The sequence below is a fragment of the Pseudomonas sp. 2725 genome, from assembly GCF_050434585.1.
Taxonomy (GTDB): Bacteria; Pseudomonadota; Gammaproteobacteria; order Pseudomonadales; family Pseudomonadaceae; genus Aquipseudomonas; species Aquipseudomonas jessenii.
Genome location: NZ_JBNDIV010000007.1, coordinates 311914 through 336404 on the forward strand (window position 1 = coordinate 311914; position 24491 = coordinate 336404).

The window sequence follows — 24491 nt, forward strand, 5'->3', positions numbered from 1 at the left end:
TGGGAGCGGGCTTGCTCGCGAAAGCGGAGTAACATTCAGCAAAGATGTTGGATGTAGTACCGCATTCGCGAGCAAGCCCGCTCCCACATTGTTTATGCGTTATGTTGAAGATTGGTGGTTCGAACGGACTGTTCAAATAATCGCCAATTACCTTGCGCCTCCCTCGCCCCTTCTCTACAATTGCGCCCCTTGCTGTGATGGCAGGCACCAACGTGTCTAGCGTCCGCAAGTCCATAAGTGTCATTCACTCCTTGTCTGACCGCTTTTGAGCGGCAGGCTACAACCCGTAAGGAGCATTCATGCGTCATTACGAAATCATCTTTTTGGTCCACCCGGATCAAAGCGAGCAAGTCGGCGGCATGGTTGAGCGTTACACCAAGCTGATCGAAGAAGACGGCGGCAAAATCCACCGTCTGGAAGATTGGGGCCGTCGTCAACTGGCCTACGCAATCAACAATGTTCACAAGGCTCACTACGTGATGCTGAACGTTGAGTGCACCGGCAAGGCCCTGGCCGAGCTGGAAGACAACTTCCGCTACAACGATGCAGTGATCCGTAACCTGGTCATCCGTCGCGACGAAGCCGTTACCGGCCAGTCCGAGATGCTCAAGGCTGAAGAAAACCGCAGTGAGCGCCGTGAGCGTCGCGACCGTCCTGAGCACGAAGGCGCTGAAAGCGCTGATAGTGATGACAGCGACAACAGCGATAACGCTGACGAGTAATCCACGGACCTTTTAAGGAGCCAATTACATGGCACGTTTCTTCCGTCGTCGTAAATTCTGCCGCTTCACCGCTGAAGACGTGAAAGAGATCGATTACAAAGATCTCAACACTCTGAAAGCCTACGTATCCGAGACCGGCAAAATCGTTCCAAGCCGCATCACCGGTACCAAAGCTCGTTATCAGCGTCAGCTGGCCACCGCTATCAAGCGCGCCCGCTTCCTGGCCCTGCTGGCCTACACCGACAGCCACGGCCGCTGAGACCAGGCAGTCGACACGTAGCAAAGGATTGAATGCATGCGGGCCATAGCTGAGTTCATCATGCGCGGCCGTATGCAGGCCACTCTGGTAGTGGCTGGATGCGCGGCATTGCCGTTGTTGTATTGGTTGGGTGCTGCCGCCGGATGCCTTGTGCTCCTGCGGCGCGGATTGAGGGACGCCCTGGGCGTTCTTGCTCTGGGACTGCTGCCGGCATTGGCCTGGTGGCTATACTCCGACGACCCACGGGCACTTCTGGTGCTGCTGGGGTCTGCGAGCCTTGCGTTGGTTTTGCGCGCAAGCGAGTCCTGGAACCGCGTGCTGCTGGTCAGCATAGCGATGGGAGTGGTGTTTTCAGTGGTGTTGGGGACAGCTTTTGCTCCCCAGATCGAGATGCTGGCGCAGGCTTTGATCAAAGTCATGCCGTCGCTACTCGGTGATGTCTACCAGAAGTTGTCGGTAGACGAACAAGCGCGTTTCGCGTCCCTGATTGCACCGGTCCTGACCGGCCTGATTGCGGCGTTGTTGCAAATCGTCAGCTTGCTGAGCCTGCTTGTCGGGCGTTACTGGCAGGCGTTGTTGTACAACCCGGGCGGTTTTGGTCGCGAGTTTCGCGCCATCCGCATCCCGCTGTTGCCGGCGATGTTGCTGCTGGCGTGCATGCTTCTGGGGCCGAATCTCGGTTCACAGATGGCCATGTTGACGCCGTTGTGCAGCGTACCGCTGGTGTTCGCCGGGCTGGCCCTGATTCACGGGCTGGTGGCGCAGAAGCGACTGGCCAGGTTCTGGCTGGTGGGGTTGTACGTGACGCTGTTGCTGTTCATGCAACTGATCTATCCGTTGCTGGTGGTCCTGGCCATCGTCGACAGCCTGATTGATTTTCGCGGTCGTTCGGCACCGAAAGATGCCGATAACGCGAACGGTGAAGGTTAAAAGTTAAGAGGATTTTCACATGCAACTGATCCTTCTGGAAAAAGTCACCAACCTGGGCAACCTGGGTGACAAAGTGAACGTTAAGGCTGGTTACGGTCGTAACTACCTGCTGCCTTACGGCAAAGCTACCGCTGCGACCCCAGCCAACCTGGCTGCGTTCGAAGAGCGTCGCGCTGAGCTGGAAAAAGCTGCAGCAGATCGCAAAGCATCGGCTGAAAGCCGCGCTGCCCAACTGGCCGAGCTGGAAGTGACCATCACTGCCACCGCTGGCGACGAAGGCAAGCTGTTCGGTTCGATCGGTACTCACGACATCGCTGACGCACTGACCGCCTCCGGCGTTGAAGTGCAGAAGAGCGAAGTTCGTCTGCCGAACGGCACCATCCGCAACGTAGGCGAATTCGACGTAGCCGTGCACCTGCACGCCGAAGTTGAAGCCACCGTACGCGTTGTCGTGGTAGCAGCTTAAGCAGCACTTGTCGGCTGGCACCCTCGGGTGCTTGCCGGTAACATCGGGCACGATCCTGTTTACAGGTCGTGCCCTTTGTCTTTCTGAAACCTCTGCTTTTTATCACCAAGAACCAAGTGGCCATGAACGATATCTCCGCTCCTGAGCAATACGATCTGCAAACCGCCGCGCTGAAAGTGCCGCCGCATTCCATCGAAGCCGAACAGGCTGTACTCGGTGGTCTGATGCTGGACAACAACGCCTGGGAGCGTGTGCTCGATCAAGTCTCCGACGGCGATTTCTATCGACATGACCACCGCCTGATTTTCCGTGCGATCGCCAAGCTGGCCGATCAGAACATGCCGATCGATGTCGTGACCCTGTCCGAGCAACTGGACAAGGAAGGTCAGACTTCGCAAGTCGGTGGCCTCGGTTACCTCGGTGAACTGGCGAAAAACACCCCGTCCGTCGCCAACATCAAGGCCTATGCGCAGATCGTTCGCGAGCGGGCGACGTTGCGCCAGCTGATCGGTATCAGTACCGAAATCGCCGACAGCGCGTTCAACCCTGAAGGTCGCACTGCCGCCGAGATTCTCGATGAGGCTGAACGGCAGATCTTCCAGATCGCCGAGGCCCGACCGAAAACCGGTGGCCCGGTGGGCGTCAACGACCTGCTGACCAAAGCCATCGACCGCATCGACACCCTGTTCAACACCGACAACGCCATCACCGGCCTGTCCACCGGCTACACCGACCTCGACGAGAAAACCAGCGGCCTGCAACCGTCCGACCTGATTATCGTCGCTGGCCGTCCGTCCATGGGTAAAACGACCTTTGCGATGAACCTGGTGGAAAACGCCGTGTTGCGCAGCGAGAAGGCCGTCCTGGTTTACTCCCTCGAGATGCCAGGTGAATCGCTGATCATGCGTATGTTGTCTTCCCTGGGGCGTATCGACCAGACCAAGGTCCGTTCCGGCCAGCTGGAAGATGACGACTGGCCGCGCCTGACCTCGGCGGTCAACCTGCTCAACGACCGCAAGCTGTTCATCGACGATACCGCCGGCATCAGTCCGTCGGAAATGCGCGCCCGGACCCGCCGTCTGGTGCGTGAACACGGCGATGTTGGCCTGATCATGATCGACTACCTGCAACTGATGCAGATCCCGGGCTCCAGCGGTGACAACCGGACCAACGAGATTTCCGAGATCTCCCGATCCCTGAAAGCCCTGGCCAAGGAATTCAACTGCCCGGTGGTGGCGCTCTCGCAGCTCAACCGTTCCCTGGAGCAACGGCCAAACAAACGCCCGGTGAACTCCGACTTGCGGGAATCCGGAGCGATCGAGCAGGACGCCGACGTGATCATGTTCGTTTACCGCGACGAGGTGTATCACCCGGAGACCGAGCACAAGGGCATCGCCGAAATCATCATCGGCAAGCAGCGTAACGGGCCGATCGGCTTTATCCGCCTGGCCTTCATCGGCAAGTACACCCGCTTCGAGAACCTGGCGCCGGGTAGCTACAATTTCGATGATGACGAATAATTTGTAGCGTCTGATCGGTCCTCATCGCGAGCAAGCTCGCTCCCACAAGGATCACGCCGAACTTGTGGGAGCGAGCTTGCTCACGATGGGGTCACCGCAATTTCCGACCATGGCCGTCGGAATTGGTCAAAATTTGTGCTATATTCCGCGCCCGCGAAATTCAATGAAAGCCAACACCGGTTATCGACATGCAAGCAGCCAAGCCGTTATTTGACTATCCCAAGTACTGGGCCGAATGTTTCGGGCCAGCGCCGTTCCTGCCCATGAGCAGGGAGGAGATGGATCAGCTCGGCTGGGATTCCTGCGACATCATCATCGTCACCGGTGATGCCTACGTCGACCACCCGTCGTTCGGCATGGCGATCATCGGCCGGCTGCTGGAGTCCCAGGGCTTCCGCGTCGGGATCATTGCCCAGCCGAACTGGCAGTCCAAAGACGATTTCATGAAGCTCGGCGAGCCGAACCTGTTCTTCGGTGTCGCGGCCGGCAACATGGACTCCATGATCAACCGCTACACAGCGGACAAGAAAATCCGTTCCGACGACGCGTACACGCCGGGTGGCCTGGCCGGCAAGCGTCCGGACCGCGCCAGCCTGGTCTACAGCCAGCGCTGCAAGGAAGCCTACAAGCACGTGCCGATCGTGCTCGGCGGCATCGAAGCGTCCCTGCGCCGCATCGCTCACTACGACTACTGGCAGGACCGTGTGCGCAACTCGATCCTGATCGACGCCAGCGCCGACATCCTGCTCTACGGTAACGCCGAGCGTGCGATTGTCGAAGTCGCCCAGCGCCTGTCCTACGGTCACAAGATCGAAGACATCACCGACGTGCGCGGCACCGCGTTCATCCGTCGTGACACACCGCAAGGCTGGTACGAAGTCGACTCCACGCGCATCGACCGTCCGGGCAAGATCGACAAGATCATCAACCCGTACGTCAACACCCAGGACACCCAGGCCTGCGCCATCGAGCAGGAAAAAGGTCCGGTTGAAGATCCGCAGGAAGCCAAGGTCGTGCAGATCCTGGCCAGCCCGCGCATGACCCGCGACAAGACCGTGATTCGTCTGCCGTCGGTGGAAAAGGTCCGTAATGACGCAGTGCTCTACGCCCACGCCAACCGCGTGTTGCACCTGGAAACCAACCCGGGCAACGCCCGTGCGCTGGTGCAGAAGCACGGCGAAGTCGACGTCTGGTTCAACCCGCCACCGATTCCGATGACCACCGAAGAAATGGACTACGTGTTCGGCATGCCTTATGCGCGCATTCCGCACCCGGCGTATGGCAAGGAAAAAATCCCGGCCTACGACATGATCCGTTTCTCGGTGAACATCATGCGTGGCTGCTTCGGCGGCTGCACCTTCTGCTCGATCACCGAGCACGAAGGCCGGATCATCCAGAACCGTTCCCACGAGTCGATCATTCGCGAAATCGAAGAAATTCGTGACAAGGTTCCGGGCTTTACCGGCGTGATCTCCGACCTCGGCGGCCCGACCGCGAACATGTACCGCATTGCCTGCAAGAGCCCGGAAATCGAATCCGCGTGCCGCAAGCCATCGTGCGTGTTCCCTGGCATCTGCCCGAACCTGAACACCGACCACTCGGCGCTGATCCAGTTGTACCGCAGTGCCCGTGAATTGCCGGGTGTGAAGAAGATCCTGATCGCTTCCGGCCTGCGCTATGACCTCGCGGTCGAATCGCCGGAGTACGTTAAAGAGTTGGTGACCCACCACGTCGGTGGCTACCTGAAGATCGCCCCGGAACACACCGAGGAAGGTCCGCTCAACCAGATGATGAAACCGGGCATCGGCAGCTATGACAAGTTCAAGCGCATGTTCGAGAAGTACTCCAAGGAAGCGGGCAAGGAGCAGTACCTGATTCCGTACTTCATCGCCGCCCACCCGGGCACCACCGATGAAGACATGATGAACCTGGCCCTGTGGCTCAAGGGCAACGGCTTCCGTGCCGACCAGGTGCAGGCGTTCTACCCGTCGCCGATGGCCACCGCCACCGCGATGTACCACTCGGGCAAGAACCCGCTGCGCAAGGTCACCTACAAGAGTGACGCGGTGACCATCGTCAAGAGCGAGGAGCAGCGCCGACTGCACAAGGCGTTCTTGCGTTATCACGACCCGAAAGGCTGGCCGATGCTGCGTGAGGCACTGACCCGCATGGGCCGCGCCGACCTGATCGGGCCGGGCAAGAACCAGTTGATTCCTTTGCATCAGCCGTCGACTGACAGCTACCAGAGCGCCCGTCGCAAGAACTCGACGCCGGCGGGCAGCCATAAGGTTGCAGGGGAAAAGACCACCAAGATCCTGACCCAGCACACCGGCCTGCCACCACGTGCCAGCGATGGCGGCAACCCGTGGGACAAGCGTGAACAGGCCAAGGCTGCGGCGTTCGCCCGCAACCAGCAGGCGGCCAAGGAACGCAAGGATGCGGCCAAAGGCAAGGGGCCAAAGCCGACCCGCAAGCCGGTCGTGCCGCGCTAAGCCTCGCTTGAACTGAACAGAACGCCAACCTTCGGGTTGGCGTTTTGCGTTTCAGGGTTCAACCATTTGTGCTGGAACCAATGGCCTCTTCGCGGGCAAGCCCGCTCCCACAGGTTATTGGGGTTGTCCGCAGTTTTGTGTTCACAGCAAAACCCTGTGGGAGCGGGCTTGCCCGCGAAGAGGCCGGAATTGCCAACCAATTTCTGGCTGGTTGCCACATTTACGTGCACCTGTGCCAAACCATTTTCCCGCATCGCCCGATTTTGGTGCTGTACTGCCTCAGGCAACCGAAGAAAGCGCCAGCGCTGCTGGATGGCATAAGTCTTGCGCGCTTTCCAATACGCTCAAGGCTCGCAGGAGGCACGCCGTGTCGATTCATGTCGCATTGCACCACGTCACGCATTACCGCTATGACCGCGCTGTCGAACTCGGCCCGCAGATCGTTCGCCTGCGTCCCGCCGCCCACAGCCGCACGCGGATTCTGTCCTATGCGTTGAAAGTCTCCCCCGAACAGCACTTCATCAACTGGCAGCAGGACCCTCAGGGCAATTACCTGGCGCGGCTGGTGTTCCCGGAAAAAACCGAAGAGTTGCGAATCGAAGTCGATCTGCTGGCCGAAATGGCGATCTTCAATCCGTTCGACTTCTTCCTCGAACCCTACGCGGAAAAAATCCCCTTCACCTATGCCGCGGATGAGCGCAAGGAGCTGGCGCCGTACCTGGAAACCCTGCCCCTGACGCCGAAGTTCAAGGCCTACCTGGACGGCATCGACCGCACACCGTTACCCGCCGTGGACTTTCTCGTCGCGCTCAACCAGCGTTTGAGCGAAGACATCGACTACCTGATCCGCATGGAGCCCGGCGTACAAACACCTGAGCACACCCTCGACCAGGCCTCCGGTTCGTGCCGCGACTCCGCCTGGTTGCTGGTGCAACTGCTGCGCAACCTGGGGCTGGCGGCGCGTTTCGTGTCGGGCTACCTGATCCAGCTGACCGCCGACGTCAAAAGTCTCGACGGTCCGTCCGGCACCGACGTGGATTTCACCGACCTGCACGCCTGGTGCGAGGTGTACCTGCCCGGCGCCGGCTGGATCGGCCTGGATGCGACCTCCGGACTGTTTGCCGGTGAAGGACATATTCCATTGGCCTGTAGTCCCGATCCGTCCTCTGCGGCGCCGATCAGTGGTTTGGTGGAACCCTGCGAGTGCGAATTCAGCCACGAAATGTCCGTGGAGCGGATTTGGGAAGCACCACGGGTCACCAAGCCCTACAGCGACGATCAGTGGCTGGCGATCCAGGCCCTGGGCCGACGGATCGATGCCGACTTGCTGGAAGACGATGTACGCCTGACCATGGGCGGCGAGCCGACCTTTGTGTCCATTGATGACCCGGACGGCGCCGAGTGGAATACCGCGGCACTGGGGCCGGATAAACGACGGTTGTCCGCCGAACTGTTCCAGCGCATGCGCAAGCACTACGCGCCCCAGGGGCTGGTGCATTTCGGGCAGGGCAAGTGGTATCCCGGCGAGCAACTGCCGCGCTGGTCGCTCAATTGCTACTGGCGCCGTGACGGCGTGCCGATCTGGCACAACAGCGCGCTGATCGCCGACGAGCAGGAGGATTATGGCGCCGACGGTGCGCTGGCCGGGCGTTTTCTGGCGAGTGTCGCCGAACGCTTGAAGATTCCGACACGCTTTGTGTTCCCAGCCTACGAAGACAATTTCTATTACCTCTGGCGCGAAGGCATGTTGCCGCAAAACGTCAGCGCCGAAGACTCACGCCTGGAAGAGCCATTGGAGCGTGCGCGTCTGCGCAAGGTCTTCAGTCAAGGCCTGGACAAGGTCATCGGCCAGGTTCTGCCGCTGGCGCGCACCGCCAAGGGCGACCAGTGGCAGAGCGGGCGCTGGTATCTGCGCGATGAGCACTGCCGTCTGGTGCCGGGGGATTCTCCACTCGGTTATCGCTTGCCGCTGGGTTCGCAGCCTTGGGTGAAGGCGGCGGAGTATCCGTTCATTTATCCGCAGGACCCGAATCAGGATTTCCCGACGCTGCCCGACACAGGGCAGCTTCAGAGCCAAGGCGCAGCCGTCGCAGTAGACCGTGCGCCAAACATCGACGAATCCGCCGACTGGCTGACCCGCACGGCGTTCTGTGCCGAGGCGCGGGAAGGCCGGTTGTACCTGTTCATGCCGCCGCTGGAACGGGTCGAGGATTACCTCGAGCTGGTCGCTGCCATCGAAGCCACCGCCGAAGAGCTGATGTGCCCGGTGTTGCTGGAGGGGTATGAACCGCCGAGCGATCCACGCCTGAGCAACTTGCGCATCACCCCGGACCCGGGGGTGATCGAGGTCAACGTGCAGCCGTCCGCGACCTGGGATGAGCTGGTCGAACGCACCGAATTTCTCTACGAACAAGCGCGCCAGACTCGGCTGACCACCGAGAAATTCATGATCGACGGCCGGCATACCGGCACGGGCGGTGGTAATCATTTCGTGCTGGGTGGCGCGACACCGGGGGACTCGCCGTTTCTGCGTCGCCCGGATCTGCTGCGCAGCCTGATCAGCTACTGGCATAACCATCCGTCGCTGTCCTACCTGTTTTCCGGATTGTTCATCGGCCCGACGTCCCAGGCGCCGCGGGTCGATGAGGCGCGCAACGATGCCTTGTACGAGCTGGAAATCGCCTTTGCGCAGATGCCTGAAGCGGGTGAGGAGTGCCCGCCATGGCTGGTGGATCGACTGCTGCGCAACCTGCTGATCGATGTAACCGGCAACACCCACCGCGCCGAGTTCTGCATCGACAAACTCTATTCGCCGGACGGTGCCACCGGGCGCCTCGGATTGCTGGAGCTACGTGCGTTCGAGATGCCGCCCCATGCGCGCATGAGCCTGGTGCAACAATTGTTGCTGCGGGCGCTGGTTGCGCGGTTCTGGCGCGAGCCCTATGCGCCGCCGAAACTGGCGCGCTGGGGCACGGAGCTGCACGATCGCTTCCTGTTGCCGCACTTTATCGAACAAGACTTCGCCGATGTCATCGTCGACCTCAACGCCGCCGGTTATCCGGTGCGGGCCGAATGGTTCGCCGCGCATCTGGAATTCCGTTTCCCCAAGGTTGGCGACTACGCCGTCAGCGGCATTGCGCTGGAACTGCGCCAGGCGCTCGAGCCCTGGCACGTGCTGGGCGAAGAGGGCGCCATGGGCGGTACGGTGCGCTACGTGGATTCGTCACTGGAGCGTTTGCAGGTCAAGCTCAGCGGCTTGCCGCCCCAGCGATATCTGCTGACCTGCAACGGCATTCCGGTGCCATTGCAGCCCACCGGGCGTGTAGGCGAATTCGTCGCGGGCGTGAGATTCCGTGCCTGGCAACCGGCTAACTGCCTGCAACCGACCATTGCGGTCCACGCGCCCCTGGTGTTCGACCTGCTCGACATCTGGATGCAGCGCTCGCTGGGCGGTTGTCAGTACCACGTCGCCCATCCGGGCGGGCGCAACTACGACAGTTTGCCGGTGAATGCCAACGAAGCGGAAAGCCGGCGAATGGCGCGTTTCTTCCGCATCGGACACACGCCGGGAAAGTTTCCTGTACCCAATCTGGAAATCAGCGACGAGTTGCCGATGACACTCGATTTGCGACGTTTCTAAACCGTACGCGACGCTCGGATTTTTCGTATATCCGGGCGTCACGAGCCTGCGTTAGTCTGACCGTTCATTGCTGTCTGCCGAGCTTTCCATGCCTGACCTGCTAGACCGCTACCCGCTGACGGCGGGCACCTATCACGAACTGCTCGACGACAGTGGCGCCGTGCGCCCGCACTGGCGCCGGCTGTTCGAACAGTTGCAACGCAGCACGCCGGCACAACTGGTGCAGCGTCAGGCCCTGCTGACCCGGCAGATTCAGGAAAACGGCGTTACCTATAACGTCTATGCCGACCCCAAGGGCGCGGACCGGCCGTGGGAGCTGGACCTGCTGCCCCATGTCATCGCGGCTGAGGAGTGGCAACAGTTGTCGGCCGGCATCGCTCAGAGGGCGCGGTTGCTCAATGTCGTGCTGGCTGACCTTTACGGTCCGCAACGGCTGATCGCCGAAGGTCTGCTGCCCGCCGAGCTGGTGTTCGGTCACAACAACTTCCTTTGGCCCTGTCAGGGCATCAGTCCGCCTGACGGAGCCTTTCTGCATCTGTATGCCGTGGATCTGGCGCGCACACCCGATGGCCGTTGGTGGGTGACGGCGGATCGTACCCAGGCGCCTTCAGGAGCCGGGTATGCGCTGGAAAACCGCACGATTGTGTCCCGGGCCTTTCCCGAGCTGTACCGTGATCTGAAAGTGCAGCACCTGGCCGGTTTCTTCCGCACCTTGCAGGAAACCCTGGTCCGTCAGGCCCCGAGTGACGGAGACGCACCGTTGGTGGTGCTGCTGACACCGGGGCGTTTCAACGAAAGCTATTTTGAACATCTGTATCTGGCTCGTCAGCTCGGTTATCCGCTGGTGGAGGGCGGTGACCTGACGGTGCGCGATGCCACGGTCTACCTGAAGACCCTGAGTGGCCTGCGTCGGGTCCACGCGATCATGCGCCGGCTCGACGATGACTTCTGCGATCCGCTGGAGCTGCGAACCGACTCCGCCCTCGGCGTGCCTGGCCTGCTTGAGGCTGTGCGGCAGGGGCGGGTTCTGGTGGCCAACGCCCTCGGCAGCGGTGTGCTGGAATCGCCGGGTTTGTTGGGTTTTCTGCCGAAGATCAATCAATTCCTGTTTGGCGAAGAACTGATCCTGCCGTCCATCGCCACCTGGTGGTGCGGTGAAGCGCCGGTTCTGGCCCAGGCCCTGGAGAAACTTCCAGAGTTGCTGATCAAGCCGGCGTTTCCGTCCCAGAGCTTTGCACCGGTATTTGGCCGTGATTTGAGTGATAAACAGCGCAAGGAGCTCGCAGAGCGCATGCAGGCGCGTCCTTATGCCTATGTGGCGCAAGAGCTTGCGCAATTGTCCCAGGCGCCGATCTGGCAAGCCGAAGACGGTCAACTGCAACCCCGTGCCATCGGCATGCGCGTGTATGCAGTGGCCAGCCGCGAGGGATATCGGGTACTGCCCGGTGGCTTGACCCGGGTCGCCGCCCAAGCCGATGCCGAAGTGGTGTCGATGCAGCGCGGCGGCGCCAGTAAAGACACCTGGGTGTTGGGTGAGCGTGCGCCTAGCGGCGAACAATGGAAGGCCCAACGCAACATCGGTGTGCATGACCTGGTGCGGCGCGATCCGTACCTGCCATCGCGGGTGGTGGAAAACCTGTTCTGGTTCGGTCGTTATTGCGAGCGTTGCGACGACAGCGCCCGTTTGCTGCGCATCATGCTGGCGCGCTATGTCGACGGCGACGACCCGCAAGCCCTGCAGGCAGCGGTGGACCTCGGCGAGCGGCTGATGCTGTTGCCCGATGAGGGCGAGTTGCCGGAACGCCTGTTGGCGGCGCTGCTCGGCGATGACTGGCCGTTCAGTCTGCGTTCCAACTTGCAACGCTTGCAGTGGGCTGCTTCGCAGGTGCGCGGCAAGCTCTCGCGGGAAAACTGGCAGGCGCTGGTGGAGTTGCAGCGCGAAGCCATGGAGCTGGAAACCGAAGAGCCGGATTTCGGTGAGTTGCTGGATTTTCTCAATCGTCTGGTGATGTCCCTGGCGGCGCTGTCCGGCTTTGCCCTGGACGACATGACCCGGGATGAAGGCTGGCGTTTCCTGATGATTGGTCGGCGAATCGAACGCCTGCAATTTCTCAGCGGCAGCCTGGCGGCGTTCCTGCGGGGTGCCGGGGCTTTCGATCAGGCCGGGCTGGAGTGGTTGCTGGAACTGGGCAACAGCAGCATCACTTACCGTTCTCGATACCTGGCGGTGGCGCAGCTGATCCCGGTGCTCGACCTGCTATTGCTCGATGAGCAGAACCCTCACGCCGTGTTGTTCCAATTGAAACTGGTGACCCGCACACTCAAACGCCTCAACGATGACTTTGGTGCGCCGCGTGAAGCAGCGCTGCCGCAATTGGTCGAGCGTCTGGCGCGATTCGATCTGGGCTGCCTGGAAAACCCGCTGTTCGGCGACGCGAGTGTTCGCGCTGCCATCGAGGGGCTGGCCGCGCTGCTGCAAGAGATCGCCGACGCCAGCGGGCAGGTTTCCGATCGCCTGGCGCTGCGGCATTTCGCTCATGTCGATGATGTCAGCCAGCGCACGGTGTCCGTCTGATGAGCGCTCACTACCAGATTTTCCACGACACCCATTATCACTACGACAGCCCGGTGTCCCTGGCCCAGCAATTGGCGCATTTGTGGCCGCGGCCTTGTGCCTGGCAGCGCTGCACCGACCGGCAATTGCAGATCAGTCCGCAGCCGACCTCGCGCCGCGATGAACTGGATGTATTCGGCAATCCGCTGACCCGGCTGGCGTTTGAACGTCCTCATGATGAGCTGCTGGTCAATGCCAGCCTCACGATCGAGGTACTTCCCCGGCCCGTGCTGGACTTCAATCTTTCACCCGCATGGGAAGACACCCGTAGCGCGCTGACTTACAGCAGTCAGCCGCTGTCGCCCGAATTGCTTGAAGCCTGCCGTTACCGCTTCGAATCACCTTACGTGCATCTAAAGCGCAACTTCGTCGAATTTTCCGAGAGCTGCTTCCCGACGGGGCGGCCGCTGTTGCTCGGCGTTCAGGCTTTGATGGAGAAAATCTTCAGCGAATTTACCTTCGACGCCGAAGCGACCCAAGTCGCGACGCCGCTGGTAGAAGTGTTGGAGCGTCGGCGCGGGGTATGTCAGGACTTTGCCCACCTGATGCTCGCCTGCGTACGCTCCCGGGGCTTGGCCGCGCGCTACATCAGCGGCTACCTGCTGACCCAGCCACCGCCGGGCCAGCCACGACTGATCGGCGCCGACGCCTCCCATGCCTGGGTGTCAGTGTTTTGCCCGGTGCTGGGGTGGGTGGATTTCGATCCGACCAACAATGTGCAACCGGCACTGGAGCACATCACCCTGGCCTGGGGTCGGGATTTTTCCGATGTGTCGCCGTTGCGGGGGGTGATTCTGGGGGGAGGGAACCACGACCCGGAAGTTCGGGTAACGGTGATGCCACTGGATTAACGAAGATCAACTGTGGGAGCGAGCTTGCTCGCGATAGCGGTGTGTCAGTCAATTTGATATTGGATGTGCGGACGTCATCGCGAGCAAGCTCGCTCCCACAGGGAATTACGGTGTGTTTGGGTCATTCGATTGGCCTGTGTGGGTCGGCAGCAAAGCTGCCAACCCTTTACACAGATCCGGTGGGCCGGATCAGATCAACCGGCCCGGAGGTTCTCAGGCGTCGGGCGCCGAGTCTTTCGGTGCATCAACATCGTCTTCTGCCGCCACTTCACCCTCAGGGTTCAGTGTCGCTTCTTCAGCTGTAGCTTTCTTGCGCTGAAGCTTTTCCTCTTTCTTCTGCTCCTTGGCCAAGTCTCTCTGACGTTTGGCGAAGGAATAATTAGGTTTAGCCATGGGCGATCCTCTGGGGTCGAAGGTGAGGTTGAGCGGCGCATATTCTGCCCTGTATCGGTGCCGAGCCGTTAGCTGGGTTTTTGCTCGGCCCATTTTGGCGCTATGGACGGTTGCCAGGCATCCAGAGCATCGAGCAGGGTTTGCGACGATTTGCTCACTTGCAGCATGTCACGGTGCTGCCCGCGAACGAAGCCTTCGCCGACGATGTGATCAAGAAAAGACGTCAATTTGCTGTAGAAACCATTCACTTCCAGCAAACCCAGCGGTTTGCCGTGGTAGCCGAGCTGGCCCCAGGTCCAGACTTCGAACAGCTCTTCGAGGGTGCCAAGGCCGCCGGGTAGTGCGATAAAGGCATCGCTGAGCTCGGCCATCCGCGCCTTGCGCGCGTGCATGCCATCGACGACTTCCAGGCGAGTCAGGCCGCTGTGGCCGATTTCCTTGTCCTTGAGGCTTTGCGGGATGATGCCGATCACTTCACCGCCGGCCGCCAGGGCCGCATCGGCGACGATGCCCATCAAGCCCACGGCGCCACCACCATACACCAGGGTCAGCTTGCGCTCGGCCAACGCCCGGCCAAGGGCCACGGCTGCTTCGCGGTAAGCCGGGTTGGTGCCGGTGCTGGCACCACAAAATACACAAACGGATGTTAAAGACATGCCTTGCTCCTTGGTCGATCAGGGCCACAGAGTAAAGGCAGGCGCACGGCACTCCAAGGGCTAGACTTGGTGTTCTGGGGTTTCGTACGTGCCGCTGGCGCCGCAGGCGTAGGCGGCCAGCAAACTGCACAACAAGCTGTTGATCGACATGACAGACATTCCATTTGAAGGGGGACGGCCTGATGATAGGCCCGGACCAGACACTTGGCCGGTAGATATTTCGCATCGGTGCCATAGCGCGAAAGTTGTATACAATTTTTGATTCAAGTCATATGAACTTGCGAAGTTTTCAGGCAGTCTTCTGTTTATTCGCGATTTCCTTAACCCTGCCTTGGAGATTCACCATGTTTGCCAAACTTGTTGCGGTATCCCTGTTGACACTGGCCAGCAGCCAATTGATGGCTGCAGAGTGCAAAGTCACCGTCGACTCCACCGACCAGATGTCTTTCGACACGAAGGCTATTGAAATCGACAAGAGCTGCAAGACGTTTACCGTGGAACTCAAGCATTCCGGCAGCTTGCCGAAGAACGTCATGGGCCATAACTGGGTGCTGAGTAAAGAAGCCGACATGCAGCCGATCGCCACCGACGGCCTGAGCGCCGGCATCGACAAGAACTACCTGAAGGAAGGCGATGCCCGCGTGATCGCCCACACCAAGATCATCGGCGCCAAGGAAACCGATTCGGTGACCTTCGACGTGTCGAAGCTCGACGCCAATGAAAAATACGGTTTCTTCTGCTCGTTCCCGGGCCACATCTCGATGATGAAAGGCACCGTGACCCTGAAGTAAGACTGACCACCGCGTTATCGTTCATCGCGGGCAAGCCACGCTCCCACAGGCCCACCACCGTACCTGTGGGAGCGGGCTTGCTTGCGAAGTGGCCAGAAGCATCAACGCATGTTTTGGCCAAAGAAAAGCCCGCTGGGGATCACTCCTCAGCGGGCTTTTTCATTCACTCACGCCTCAAGGCGCAAACGGCATCACCCGCTTGTGATGGGTCTTGTTGTAGGTATCAACAATGATCTTGAACGCCTCTTCACGCACCGGGTTGCCGTGCAGGAACGCATCGATCTCGGCATAGGTCACGCCGTGTGACGCTTCGTCCGGTTTGCCGGGCGACAGGTCCTCCAGATCGGCGGTCGGGACTTTCTCCACCAGCGACTCCGGCGCGCCGAAGCTGCGGGCGATGGCGCGGACCTGATTTTTCACCAGGCCACTCAGTGGCGCCAGGTCGCAGGCGCCGTCACCGAACTTGGTGAAGAAACCCATCACCGCTTCCGCCGCGTGATCGGTGCCGATCACCAGGCCATGGGCCGCGCCGGCGATGGTGTACTGGGCGACCATGCGCATGCGCGCCTTGGTGTTGCCGAGCACGAAGTCCACCGACACCGCATGTTTGCCTTCGAAGGCCGCCACTTCATTGGCCAGGGATTTGACCGCCGGACCGATGTTCACGGTATGGCGCTCGTCCGGCTTGATGAAATCCACTGAAGCCTGGGCGTCGTGTTCATCGAACTGGGTTTCGTATGGCAGGCGCACGGCGATGAATTTGTAGGCGGCATCACCGCTGCGCTGGCGCAGTTCACGGACGGCCCGTTGGGCCAGCAGGCCGGCGGTGAGGGAGTCGACACCACCACTGATGCCCAGTACCAGGGTCTTGAGCCCGGAATTGACCAGGCAGTCCTGAATGAAGGTCACCCGCCGGGCGACTTCGGCCTCAAGGGCGGCTTCGTCGGCGAATGGCGGCTGGACCTTGAGCTGTTCAGCAATCTCACGCTGTACGGCTTGCATGAATTCACTCCTTGCTTGATGTACTTGAAAGGGCGGCAGGAACCTGGAAAACGTGTCGCAGGTAAGCGACGAAATTCGGGTCTTTACAGTGCGTCTTGCCTGGCTCGTCGGAGATCTTCGCCACCGGCTGGCCGTTGCAGGCGGTCATTTTAAGCACGATGCTCATCGGTTCGACACCCGGAATATCACACGTCAGGTTGGTACCGATGCCGAAGCTGACATTGATCCGACCGCGCAGCGCCCGGAATATCTCCAGAGCCTTGGGCAGGGTCAGGCTGTCGGAGAAAGTCAGCGTCTTGCTCATCGGGTCGATGCCGAGCCTGTGATAGTGGGCGATGGCTTTTTCCGCCCAAACCACCGGATCGCCTGAGTCGTGGCGCAAACCGTCGAAAAGCTTGGCGAAAAACAGATCGAAATCGCCGAGGAAGGCATCAATGGTGATGCAGTCGGTCAGGGCAATCCCCAGCAGGCCACGGTATTCACGGACCCAGCAATCGAGTGCGGCGATCTGGCTGTCGATCAGCCGCGGGCCAAGTTGCTGGTGCGCCATGATCCATTCGTGGGCCATGGTGCCCAGGGGTTTCATGTCCAGCTCCCGGGACAGGTGAACGTTGCTGGTGCCGACGAAGCGTCCGGGGAAATCGTGCTTGAGCACATTCACCACTTCTTCCTGCACGCGGTAGGAAAAGCGACGACGGGTGCCGAAATCGGCCACCTGCAATTCGGACAATTCGTCGCTGCTGGCGTTGGCGCTCAGCCAGTCGAACTTGCGGTAGAGCTGCTCGCGGGCCTGTTCCAGCACGACTTCGCGGTAGCGATAGCGGTTGCGCACTTCGCTGACTAGCGCCAGCAGCGGCACTTCGAACAGGATCACATGCAGCCAGGGGCCCCGCAGGCGGATAAACAGTTCACCGTTTTCGAGGCCGGTGTGGATGTAACGCAGGTTGAAGCGAAACAACCCGAGAAAGCGCAGGAAGTCCGGCTTCAGGAAGCTGATGCGTTCCAGAAAGCTCAACTGGTCGGCGCTCAGGCTCAGTTCGGCCAGACGCTCGATCTGGAATCGGATTTCCGCCAGGTACGGGCGCAAGTCCTCGCTGTTACGGCAACGAAACTCCCATTCGACTTCGACGTTCGGGTAGTTGTGCAGCACCGCCTGCATCATCGTCAGCTTGTAGAAGTCGGTGTCGAGCAGGTTCTGCACGATGCGATCGGCAAACACACTCTCGCTCATAACGGGAATCTCCGGCGTTGCAGCGGTATTGATCAGTGGCGCTAGTGGCGCATATCAGAGGGCAGAATTGCCAGCAGTTTTTTGACCGCAGCAGATCCCTGTAGGTGTGAGCTTTTGTGGCGAGGGGGCTTGCCCCCGTTCGGCTGCGCAGCAGTCGCAATAGCTCTAGCTCTAGCTACGGAGTTACAAAAGTTTTGGGGTTGCTGCGCAACCCAACGGGGGCAAGCCCCCTCGCCACAGGGAAAGTGCAAGACGTTAGTGCTGTACCGCCTCCGGGCTATCGATCTGCTCCAGCATCCACTTCACAAAGTCCCGCACCTTGGGCACTTCCGCCGAGTGCTCCGGGTACGCAAGGTAATAGGCATCGCTGCTGGGCATTGCATGCTGCCAGGGAATGACCAGCTTGCCGTCGGCCAGTTCCTCTTCCACCAGAAAACGGGGTAACAGCGCCACGCCGCAGCCGACCTGGGCGGCGCGGATGCACATGTAAAAGGTTTCGAAGCGCGGTCCGTGGTAGCTGTGCTCGGTGTGGTAGCCCTGATGGTCGAACCAGTCATGCCAGGCCTGGGGGCGGGAGGCGTTTTGCAGCAGGACCAGGTCCGTCAGCTGTGTCGGATCGGTAAACGGTGCGTCCGGCAGGCTGCCCGGGGCGCACACCGGCACCAGCTCTTCGCCGAACAGCTTCAGGCATTCGGTGCCGGGCCGTGAGCCCTGGCCGAAGTAGAACGCCAGGTCGCTGCGACCTTGCAGCAGGTCGTCGGCTTCCTGCTCGCTGCACAGGTCCAGATGGATCGACGGATGCCGCAGGCGCCAGCCTTTCAGGCGCGGCACCAGCCAGCGCGCACCGAAAGTGGGGGGCGTCGAAACCCGCAGGACTTCCGTTTCGCCACCGTAGGAGCGCAGGTAATGGGTCGACATCTCGACCTGCGTGAGGATTTTTCGCACCTCAACCAGGTACAGATCGCCAGCCGGCGTCATCTGCAGGCGGCGGCGCACCCGGCGAAACAGCAGGTGCTGCAACAGCTCTTCGAGTTGCGCGACCTGTTTGCTCACGGCGCTTTGGGTCAGGTTCAACTCTTCGGCGGCCCGGGTGAAGCTCAAATGCCGGGTGACGGCCTCGAAGCACTGCAATGCAGCGATCGATGGCAAGTAGCGTTTATTCAGCATGGGCGGTCCTTGGTTCTTGTTTCTTATTGCCAGCAATGCACAGCATGAATAAACGGAATGATATCTCTCTTAAAGGTCGTTTGTTGAGTAACCTCCGGGCAGCTAAAACTACAGGTCTGATCAGCCGTGATTTTCCGGCTGCACGTGTTCTGTCTTTTGCTTGAGGAGTGACCCATGGTTGCCGCATTGCTTGATCGTCTAGGTGTGAACCCGGCCCTGTACCAGAACGGCAAAGTGCCGGTGCATTCGCCGATCGATGGCAGCAGGATCGCCGCCGTCAACTGGGAAGGCGCTGCTGAAGTCGAGCAACACATCAGTCGCGCAGATCATGCGTTCGAACTGTGGCGCAAGGTTCCGGCACCGCGCCGTGGCGAGCTGGTGCGGCAACTGGGTGACATCCTGCGTGAATACAAGGCCGACCTCGGCGAGCTGGTGTCCTGGGAGGCCGGCAAGATCACCCAGGAAGGCCTGGGTGAAGTTCAGGAAATGATCGACATCTGCGACTTCGCCGTCGGCCTGTCCCGTCAGTTGTACGGCCTGACCATCGCCTCCGAGCGTCCTGGCCACCACATGCGCGAAACCTGGCACCCGCTGGGCGTTGTCGGGGTGATCAGTGCGTTCAACTTCCCGGTGGCGGTCTGGGCCTGGAACGCCACGCTGGCGCTGGTCTGCGGCAACCCGGTGATCTGGAAGCCGTCGGAAAAGACGCCACTGACCGCACTGGCTTGCCAGGCGCTGTTCGATCGCGTGCTGAAGAACTTCAGCGATGCACCACCGCACCTGAGCCAGGTGATTATTGGTGGTCGCGATGCCGGCGAAGCCCTGGTCGATGATCCGCGTGTCGCGCTGGTCAGCGCCACTGGCAGCACCCGCATGGGCCGTGAAGTGGCGCCGAAAATCGCCGCGCGTTTTGCCCGCAGCATCCTCGAACTGGGTGGCAACAACGCGATGATCCTCGGCCCAAGCGCCGATCTGGACATGGCCGTTCGCGCGATTCTGTTCAGCGCCGTCGGCACCGCCGGTCAGCGCTGCACCACCCTGCGTCGCCTGATCGCCCATGAGTCGGTGAAAGAAGAAATCGTCACCCGCTTGAAAGCCGCGTACTCGAAAGTGCGTATCGGCCATCCGCTGGAAGGCAACCTGATCGGCCCGCTGATCGACAAACAAAGCTTCGACAATATGCAGGATGCGCTGGAGCAGGCCTTGAGTGAGGGCGGCCGGGTGTTTGGCGGTGAGCGTCAGCTGCAAGACAAGTTCCCGAATGCCTATTACGTGTCGCCGGCTATCGTCGAAATGCCGGAGCAAAGCGATGTGGTCTGCCACGAAACCTTCGCTCCAATCCTGTACGTGGTCGGCTACAGCGATTTCCAGGAAGCCCTGCGCCTGAACAACGCCGTGCCACAAGGCCTGTCCTCCTGCATCTTCACCACCGACGTGCGTGAAGCCGAGCAGTTCATGTCGGCGGTAGGCAGCGACTGCGGCATTGCCAACGTCAACATCGGCCCGAGCGGCGCGGAAATCGGCGGCGCGTTTGGTGGCGAGAAAGAAACCGGCGGCGGTCGTGAGTCCGGCTCCGACGCATGGCGCGGCTACATGCGCCGCCAGACCAACACCGTGAACTATTCGCTGGAGTTGCCGTTGGCGCAGGGCATCACGTTCGATTGACAGGTGCCTTCCTGTAGGAGCGAGCTTGCTCGCGATGGACGTCAACGATAACGCGTGTTTGCTGCATAACCGTGTTGCCCTGACGTTTTTCGCGAGCAAGCCCGCTCCCACATTTGAAGTATGTGTTTGTTAGGTTTCTGCTTGGAGTCTGGCAATGCCGTTACGCGAAGAGTGTCTGTGGGAAAAACTGACGCCGCAAAGGCCGGACAATTCGGCCCTCAAGGGTGAGGTCACGGTGGATGTCTGCGTCATCGGCGCCGGGTTTACCGGTTTGTCGGCGGCGGTGCATCTGCTGGAGCAAGGCAAGACTGTTTGCGTGCTGGAGGCCCATCGCGCCGGTCACGGTGGCTCAGGGCGCAACGTCGGGTTGGTCAACGCCGGGATGTGGATTCCCCCGGACGAGATCGAAGCCGGGTTTGGCGAGGCGGTTGGCAGCCAGCTCAACCGCATGCTGGGGGCGGCGCCTTCCCTGGTGTTCAGCCTTGTGGACAAGTACAACATCGATTGCCAGTTGCGCCGCGAAGGTACGCTGCACATGGCGCATAACGCCCGTGGCGAGGCCGACTTGCGCAGTCGTGAAGAACAATGGAAACGTCGCGGTGCGCCCGTAGAGCTGCTCACCGGTCAGGCCTGCGAGCAAGCCACCGGCACGAAAAAGATCGCCGCGGCATTGCTCGATCGCCGCGCCGGCACACTCAACCCGATGGCCTACACCACGGGGCTGGCCAAAGCGGCCATCGGCCTGGGCGGTCAATTGTTCGATCATTCCCCGGTCACCCGACTCGAACGTCAGGGGCAGCGCTGGTCAGTACAGACTGCCCAGGGCTCGGTCATGGCCGAGAAAGTGGTGATTGCCTCCAATGCCTACACCGAAGGCGACTGGACGGAGCTGCGGCGCAATTTCTTCCCCGGTTATTACTATCAGGTGGCCTCGGTGCCGCTGACCGAAGAAGCCGCCCGACAAATTCTGCCCGGTGGCCAGGGTTCCTGGGACACCCGCCAAGTGCTCAGCAGTATCCGTCGAGACAAAGACGGTCGCCTGCTGCTTGGCAGTCTCGGTAATGGCAATCAGAAACCGGCCTGGTTCCTCAAGGCCTGGGCCGACCGCGTGCAGCAACACTATTTCCCGTACCTCAAACCGGTGGAATGGGAGTGCACCTGGACCGGTTGCATCGCCTTCACCCCCGATCATTTGATGCGCCTGTTCGAACCGGCGCCCGGTTTGGTGGCAGTCACCGGTTACAACGGCCGGGGCGTGACCACGGGTACGGTGGTCGGCAAGGCCTTTGCCGATTACCTGTGTAACGGAAATCCTCAAGCGCTACCGATTCCCTTTGCACCCATGCAGCCATTGGCCGGGGTGGGGTTGCGCAGCTATCTGTATGAGGCGGGATTCTCGCTGTATCACGCGGGCCAGTGCCTGCGGATCGTGATCTGAATGTTGATTTTTGCAGTGGGAGGCGGCGCTTTTTCGATCTGCAGCTAGCCTGTAGTGGTGCGGGTTGTAGCAGTTCCGCACCAGCAGTGTGCACTTCGGTGACGCACGTTGTTACAGGCTGGTTGCACGTTGTTTAAAGCCGCGGTTGCAATGATGGCGCAGTCGGGTTGCGCCTCAAATAAAAAATGGTTTTACCTTCCGCGGTTTAGACGGTTGCACGCCCAATGAAAATGGGACCGAAACAGTCGAAATAACAAGAAAGCAGCGACTTTTTTCAGAATAAAAAACCGATGGCACGGCCCTTGCTCTGAGCATTCAGTGAAGTCGCAGTGCCAATTAAAAAAACCATGGAGCACCACCTCATGTCCCAGACGTTTTACAAGAAAGGCTTTCTGGCCCTCGCAGTGGCAACTGCGCTGGGTGTTTCTGCGTTTGCTCAGGCTGACATCAAGATCGGCGTAGCGGGACCAATGACGGGCGCCAACGCGGCATTTGGCGAACAGTACATGAAGGGTGCACAGGCCGCGGCCGATGCGGTCAACGCGGCTGGCGGGGTTAACGGGGAAAAAATCGTACTGGTCAAGGGCGATGACGCCTGCGAGCCGAAACAGGCTGTGACGGTCGCCAAGGACCTGACCAACCAGAAAGTCGCCGGCGTAGTCGGTCACTTCTGTTCCTCCTCGACCATTCCGGCCTCCGAGATCTACGACGAGGCGGGCATCATCGCCATCACCCCGGGTTCCACCAACCCAGCCGTTACCGAGCGCGGCCTGAGCGCCATGTTCCGTATGTGCGGGCGTGACGACCAGCAAGGCATCGTGGCCGGCGACTACATCGTCGACGTGCTCAAGGGCAAGAAAGTTGTCGTGCTGCACGACAAGGACACCTACGGCCAGGGCCTGGCGGATGCTACCAAGGCTCAACTGGTCAAGCGCGGCGTAACGCCTGTGCTGTATGAAGGCCTGACCCGTGGCGAGAAAGACTTCAGCACCATCGTGACCAAGATCCGCGGTGCCGGCGCTGACGTCGTCTACTTCGGTGGTCTGCACCCGGAAGCCGGTCCTCTGGTGCGTCAACTGCGTGAACAAGGCCTCAAGGACGTCAAGTTCATGTCCGACGACGGCATCGTGACCGACGAACTGGTGACCACCGCTGGCGGCCCGCAATTCGTTGACGGCGTGCTGATGACCTTCGGCGCCGACCCACGCCTGCTGCCAGACAGCAAGACCGTGGTCGACGCCTTCCGCAAGGCCGGTACCGAGCCTGAAGGCTACACCCTGTACGCCTACGCTTCGGTCCAGACCCTGGCAGCAGCCTTCAACGGCGCCAAGTCCAACAAGGGCGAAGAAGCGGCTGCATGGCTGAAGAAGAACCCGGTCAAGACCGTCATGGGCGAGAAGACCTGGGACAGCAAGGGCGACCTGAAAATCTCCGACTACGTGGTTTACCAGTGGGACAAGGATGGCAAATACCACCAGCTGGAAAAACAGAAGTAAGGGCTGACTCAATTGGGTGAACCCCACGGTTCCCCTGTGGGAGCGAGCTTGCTCGCGATGACGGACTGGCAGGCAACTCATTCGTTGAATGTTAAACCGCAATCGCGAGCAAGCTCGCTCCTACAGGGGGCCGTGGTGGCCTGCCTGATCGTGGCTGACATTGCTCCGACGTATATCTGTATTTTCCTTAGAGGAACCGCACAGCCACATGTGCAGGTTCTCATTGCGTGAGATTGCGTTATGGATGGTATTTTCCTGCAGCAACTGGTCAACGGCCTGACCCTCGGGTCGGTCTATGGCCTGATCGCCATCGGCTACACAATGGTCTATGGCATCATCGGCATGATCAACTTCGCCCACGGCGAGGTTTACATGATTTCCGCTTACCTCGCGGCAATCAGTCTGGCTCTGCTGGCTTACTTCGGTATCGAATCTTTCCCGCTGCTGATGCTTGGCACACTGATCTTCACCATCGTCGTCACGGCGGTGTATGGCTGGGTCATCGAGCGTGTCGCCTACAAACCCCTGCGTAACTCCACTCGACTCGCCCCGCTGATCAGTGCGATCGGTATCTCTCTGATCCTGCAAAACTACGCACAGATCTCCCAGGGCGCGAAGCAACAAGGCGTTCCGACTTTGCTCTCGGGTGCCTGGCGCGTTGATATCGGTACCGGTTTCGTTCAGTTGACCTACACCAAGGTCTTCATTCTGGTCGCAGCGTTCGTCGGGATGGGCCTGCTGACCTACGTCATCAAGTACACCAAGCTCGGCCGCATGTGCCGTGCAACCCAGCAAGACCGCAAGATGGCTTCGATCCTGGGGATCAACACCGATCGGGTGATTTCCTATGTGTTCATCATCGGTGCAGCGATGGCGGCCCTGGCCGGCGTGCTGATCACCATGAACTACGGCACATTCGACTTCTATGCCGGCTTCATCATCGGGATCAAGGCGTTCACTGCCGCGGTGCTCGGCGGGATTGGTTCACTGCCCGGCGCGATGCTCGGCGGGATCATTCTCGGGATTTCCGAGTCGCTGTTTTCCGGTCTGGTGAACTCGGACTACAAAGACGTTTTCAGCTTCTCGCTGCTCGTTCTCGTTCTGGTCTTTCGGCCCCAAGGCCTGCTCGGCCGTCCTCTTGTGTCGAAGGTGTAAGCG

Annotated in this window: 19 protein-coding genes; 14 read left to right on the forward strand and 5 right to left on the reverse strand. The window is 60.3% G+C overall.

Annotation, left to right across the window (positions count from 1 at the left end):
• Nucleotides 1-299 precede the first annotated feature (299 nt).
• The 9 genes from rpsF (at nucleotide 300) to ABIE16_RS21530 (ending at nucleotide 13494) form a co-directional block, all read left to right on the forward strand.
• Nucleotides 300-722: a 30S ribosomal protein S6 gene (rpsF, locus tag ABIE16_RS21490; RefSeq protein ID WP_008048087.1), complete on the forward strand. Its 423-nt coding sequence runs from the start codon at nucleotides 300-302 to the stop codon at nucleotides 720-722.
• 28 nt (nucleotides 723-750) lie between these two features.
• Complete coding sequence (rpsR, locus tag ABIE16_RS21495; RefSeq protein ID WP_002551829.1) at nucleotides 751-981, forward strand: 30S ribosomal protein S18; 231 nt, start codon at nucleotides 751-753, stop codon at nucleotides 979-981.
• A gap of 36 nt (nucleotides 982-1017) precedes the next feature.
• Nucleotides 1018-1911 (forward strand): hypothetical protein, encoded by an 894-nt coding sequence (locus ABIE16_RS21500; protein ID WP_056725445.1) that lies wholly within the window; start codon nucleotides 1018-1020, stop codon nucleotides 1909-1911.
• A gap of 19 nt (nucleotides 1912-1930) precedes the next feature.
• Nucleotides 1931-2377: a 50S ribosomal protein L9 gene (gene rplI, locus ABIE16_RS21505; RefSeq protein ID WP_007973276.1), complete on the forward strand. Its 447-nt coding sequence runs from the start codon at nucleotides 1931-1933 to the stop codon at nucleotides 2375-2377.
• Between the two features lie 122 nt (nucleotides 2378-2499).
• Complete coding sequence (gene dnaB / locus ABIE16_RS21510) at nucleotides 2500-3897, forward strand: replicative DNA helicase (protein ID WP_007915846.1); 1398 nt, start codon at nucleotides 2500-2502, stop codon at nucleotides 3895-3897.
• A gap of 188 nt (nucleotides 3898-4085) precedes the next feature.
• Entirely contained in the window at nucleotides 4086-6389 is a 2304-nt protein-coding gene (locus ABIE16_RS21515; protein WP_007994999.1) for a YgiQ family radical SAM protein, read from the forward strand.
• 367 nt (nucleotides 6390-6756) lie between these two features.
• The gene (locus ABIE16_RS21520) at nucleotides 6757-10029 is read left to right on the forward strand and encodes a DUF2126 domain-containing protein (protein ID WP_429521883.1); all 3273 of its coding nucleotides are present in this window, start codon (nucleotides 6757-6759) and stop codon (nucleotides 10027-10029) included.
• Nucleotides 10030-10117: 88 nt separating this feature from the next.
• A complete protein-coding gene (locus tag ABIE16_RS21525; RefSeq protein ID WP_429521884.1) occupies nucleotides 10118-12604 on the forward strand; it encodes a circularly permuted type 2 ATP-grasp protein in 2487 nt (828 codons plus the stop codon).
• Complete coding sequence (locus tag ABIE16_RS21530) at nucleotides 12604-13494, forward strand: transglutaminase family protein (protein ID WP_102669263.1); 891 nt, start codon at nucleotides 12604-12606, stop codon at nucleotides 13492-13494. Before ABIE16_RS21525 ends, ABIE16_RS21530 begins: the two co-directional genes overlap by 1 nt.
• Before the next feature lie 213 nt (nucleotides 13495-13707).
• Here the strand turns inward: ABIE16_RS21530 and ABIE16_RS21535 are convergent, their stop codons facing one another.
• Both ABIE16_RS21535 and ABIE16_RS21540 read right to left on the reverse strand, forming a co-directional pair.
• The gene (locus ABIE16_RS21535) at nucleotides 13708-13887 is read right to left on the reverse strand and encodes a hypothetical protein (RefSeq protein ID WP_057712230.1); all 180 of its coding nucleotides are present in this window, start codon (nucleotides 13885-13887) and stop codon (nucleotides 13708-13710) included.
• A gap of 68 nt (nucleotides 13888-13955) precedes the next feature.
• Nucleotides 13956-14543 (reverse strand): TIGR00730 family Rossman fold protein, encoded by a 588-nt coding sequence (locus ABIE16_RS21540; protein WP_429521885.1) that lies wholly within the window; start codon nucleotides 14541-14543, stop codon nucleotides 13956-13958.
• Nucleotides 14544-14887: 344 nt separating this feature from the next.
• Here ABIE16_RS21540 and azu point away from each other — a divergent pair, with 344 nt between their 5' ends.
• Nucleotides 14888-15334, forward strand: coding sequence for an azurin (gene azu / locus ABIE16_RS21545; RefSeq protein ID WP_057712228.1), 447 nt, complete (start codon nucleotides 14888-14890; stop codon nucleotides 15332-15334).
• Nucleotides 15335-15508: 174 nt separating this feature from the next.
• On the opposite strand, the gene nadE is transcribed toward azu, so the two are convergent.
• The 3 genes from nadE to ABIE16_RS21560 all read right to left on the reverse strand — a co-directional run bounded on the left by nadE (nucleotide 15509) and on the right by ABIE16_RS21560 (nucleotide 18734).
• Nucleotides 15509-16336: an ammonia-dependent NAD(+) synthetase gene (gene nadE, locus ABIE16_RS21550; RefSeq protein ID WP_090452833.1), complete on the reverse strand. Its 828-nt coding sequence runs from the start codon at nucleotides 16334-16336 to the stop codon at nucleotides 15509-15511.
• A gap of 4 nt (nucleotides 16337-16340) precedes the next feature.
• Entirely contained in the window at nucleotides 16341-17567 is a 1227-nt protein-coding gene (gene pncB / locus ABIE16_RS21555; protein ID WP_057712226.1) for a nicotinate phosphoribosyltransferase, read from the reverse strand.
• Between the two features lie 255 nt (nucleotides 17568-17822).
• On the reverse strand, nucleotides 17823-18734 hold the full coding sequence (locus ABIE16_RS21560; RefSeq protein WP_429521886.1) for a LysR family transcriptional regulator: 912 nt from the start codon (nucleotides 18732-18734) through the stop codon (nucleotides 17823-17825).
• 174 nt (nucleotides 18735-18908) lie between these two features.
• Here ABIE16_RS21560 and amaB point away from each other — a divergent pair, with 174 nt between their 5' ends.
• The 4 genes from amaB to ABIE16_RS21580 all read left to right on the forward strand — a co-directional run bounded on the left by amaB (nucleotide 18909) and on the right by ABIE16_RS21580 (nucleotide 24488).
• Nucleotides 18909-20399 carry an L-piperidine-6-carboxylate dehydrogenase gene (amaB, locus tag ABIE16_RS21565; protein ID WP_102669255.1) on the forward strand — a complete coding sequence of 497 codons (1491 nt, stop codon included), beginning with the start codon at nucleotides 18909-18911 and terminating at the stop codon, nucleotides 20397-20399.
• A 154-nt stretch (nucleotides 20400-20553) separates the two neighbouring features.
• Complete coding sequence (gene amaA / locus ABIE16_RS21570) at nucleotides 20554-21837, forward strand: L-pipecolate oxidase (RefSeq protein ID WP_429521887.1); 1284 nt, start codon at nucleotides 20554-20556, stop codon at nucleotides 21835-21837.
• 362 nt (nucleotides 21838-22199) lie between these two features.
• The gene (locus tag ABIE16_RS21575) at nucleotides 22200-23333 is read left to right on the forward strand and encodes an ABC transporter substrate-binding protein (protein WP_008048115.1); all 1134 of its coding nucleotides are present in this window, start codon (nucleotides 22200-22202) and stop codon (nucleotides 23331-23333) included.
• 240 nt (nucleotides 23334-23573) lie between these two features.
• Entirely contained in the window at nucleotides 23574-24488 is a 915-nt protein-coding gene (locus ABIE16_RS21580) for an ABC transporter permease subunit (protein ID WP_007979705.1), read from the forward strand.
• The last annotated feature ends 3 nt before the right edge of the window (nucleotides 24489-24491 follow it).

Bases quoted from the DNA above. Each gene is read 5' to 3' on its own strand.
- rpsF (WP_008048087.1), top strand. From the start codon at position 300: ATGCGTCATTACGAAATCATCTTTTTGGTCCACCCGGATCAAAGCGAG.
- rpsR (WP_002551829.1), top strand. From the start codon at position 751: ATGGCACGTTTCTTCCGTCGTCGTAAATTCTGCCGCTTCACCGCTGAA.
- ABIE16_RS21500 (WP_056725445.1), top strand. From the start codon at position 1,018: ATGCGGGCCATAGCTGAGTTCATCATGCGCGGCCGTATGCAGGCCACT.
- rplI (WP_007973276.1), top strand. From the start codon at position 1,931: ATGCAACTGATCCTTCTGGAAAAAGTCACCAACCTGGGCAACCTGGGT.
- dnaB (WP_007915846.1), top strand. From the start codon at position 2,500: ATGAACGATATCTCCGCTCCTGAGCAATACGATCTGCAAACCGCCGCG.
- ABIE16_RS21515 (WP_007994999.1), top strand. From the start codon at position 4,086: ATGCAAGCAGCCAAGCCGTTATTTGACTATCCCAAGTACTGGGCCGAA.
- ABIE16_RS21525 (WP_429521884.1), top strand. From the start codon at position 10,118: ATGCCTGACCTGCTAGACCGCTACCCGCTGACGGCGGGCACCTATCAC.
- ABIE16_RS21530 (WP_102669263.1), top strand. From the start codon at position 12,604: ATGAGCGCTCACTACCAGATTTTCCACGACACCCATTATCACTACGAC.
- ABIE16_RS21535 (WP_057712230.1), bottom strand. From the start codon at position 13,887: ATGGCTAAACCTAATTATTCCTTCGCCAAACGTCAGAGAGACTTGGCC.
- ABIE16_RS21540 (WP_429521885.1), bottom strand. From the start codon at position 14,543: ATGTCTTTAACATCCGTTTGTGTATTTTGTGGTGCCAGCACCGGCACC.
- azu (WP_057712228.1), top strand. From the start codon at position 14,888: ATGTTTGCCAAACTTGTTGCGGTATCCCTGTTGACACTGGCCAGCAGC.
- nadE (WP_090452833.1), bottom strand. From the start codon at position 16,336: ATGCAAGCCGTACAGCGTGAGATTGCTGAACAGCTCAAGGTCCAGCCG.
- pncB (WP_057712226.1), bottom strand. From the start codon at position 17,567: ATGAGCGAGAGTGTGTTTGCCGATCGCATCGTGCAGAACCTGCTCGAC.
- ABIE16_RS21560 (WP_429521886.1), bottom strand. From the start codon at position 18,734: ATGCTGAATAAACGCTACTTGCCATCGATCGCTGCATTGCAGTGCTTC.
- amaB (WP_102669255.1), top strand. From the start codon at position 18,909: ATGGTTGCCGCATTGCTTGATCGTCTAGGTGTGAACCCGGCCCTGTAC.
- amaA (WP_429521887.1), top strand. From the start codon at position 20,554: ATGCCGTTACGCGAAGAGTGTCTGTGGGAAAAACTGACGCCGCAAAGG.
- ABIE16_RS21575 (WP_008048115.1), top strand. From the start codon at position 22,200: ATGTCCCAGACGTTTTACAAGAAAGGCTTTCTGGCCCTCGCAGTGGCA.
- ABIE16_RS21580 (WP_007979705.1), top strand. From the start codon at position 23,574: ATGGATGGTATTTTCCTGCAGCAACTGGTCAACGGCCTGACCCTCGGG.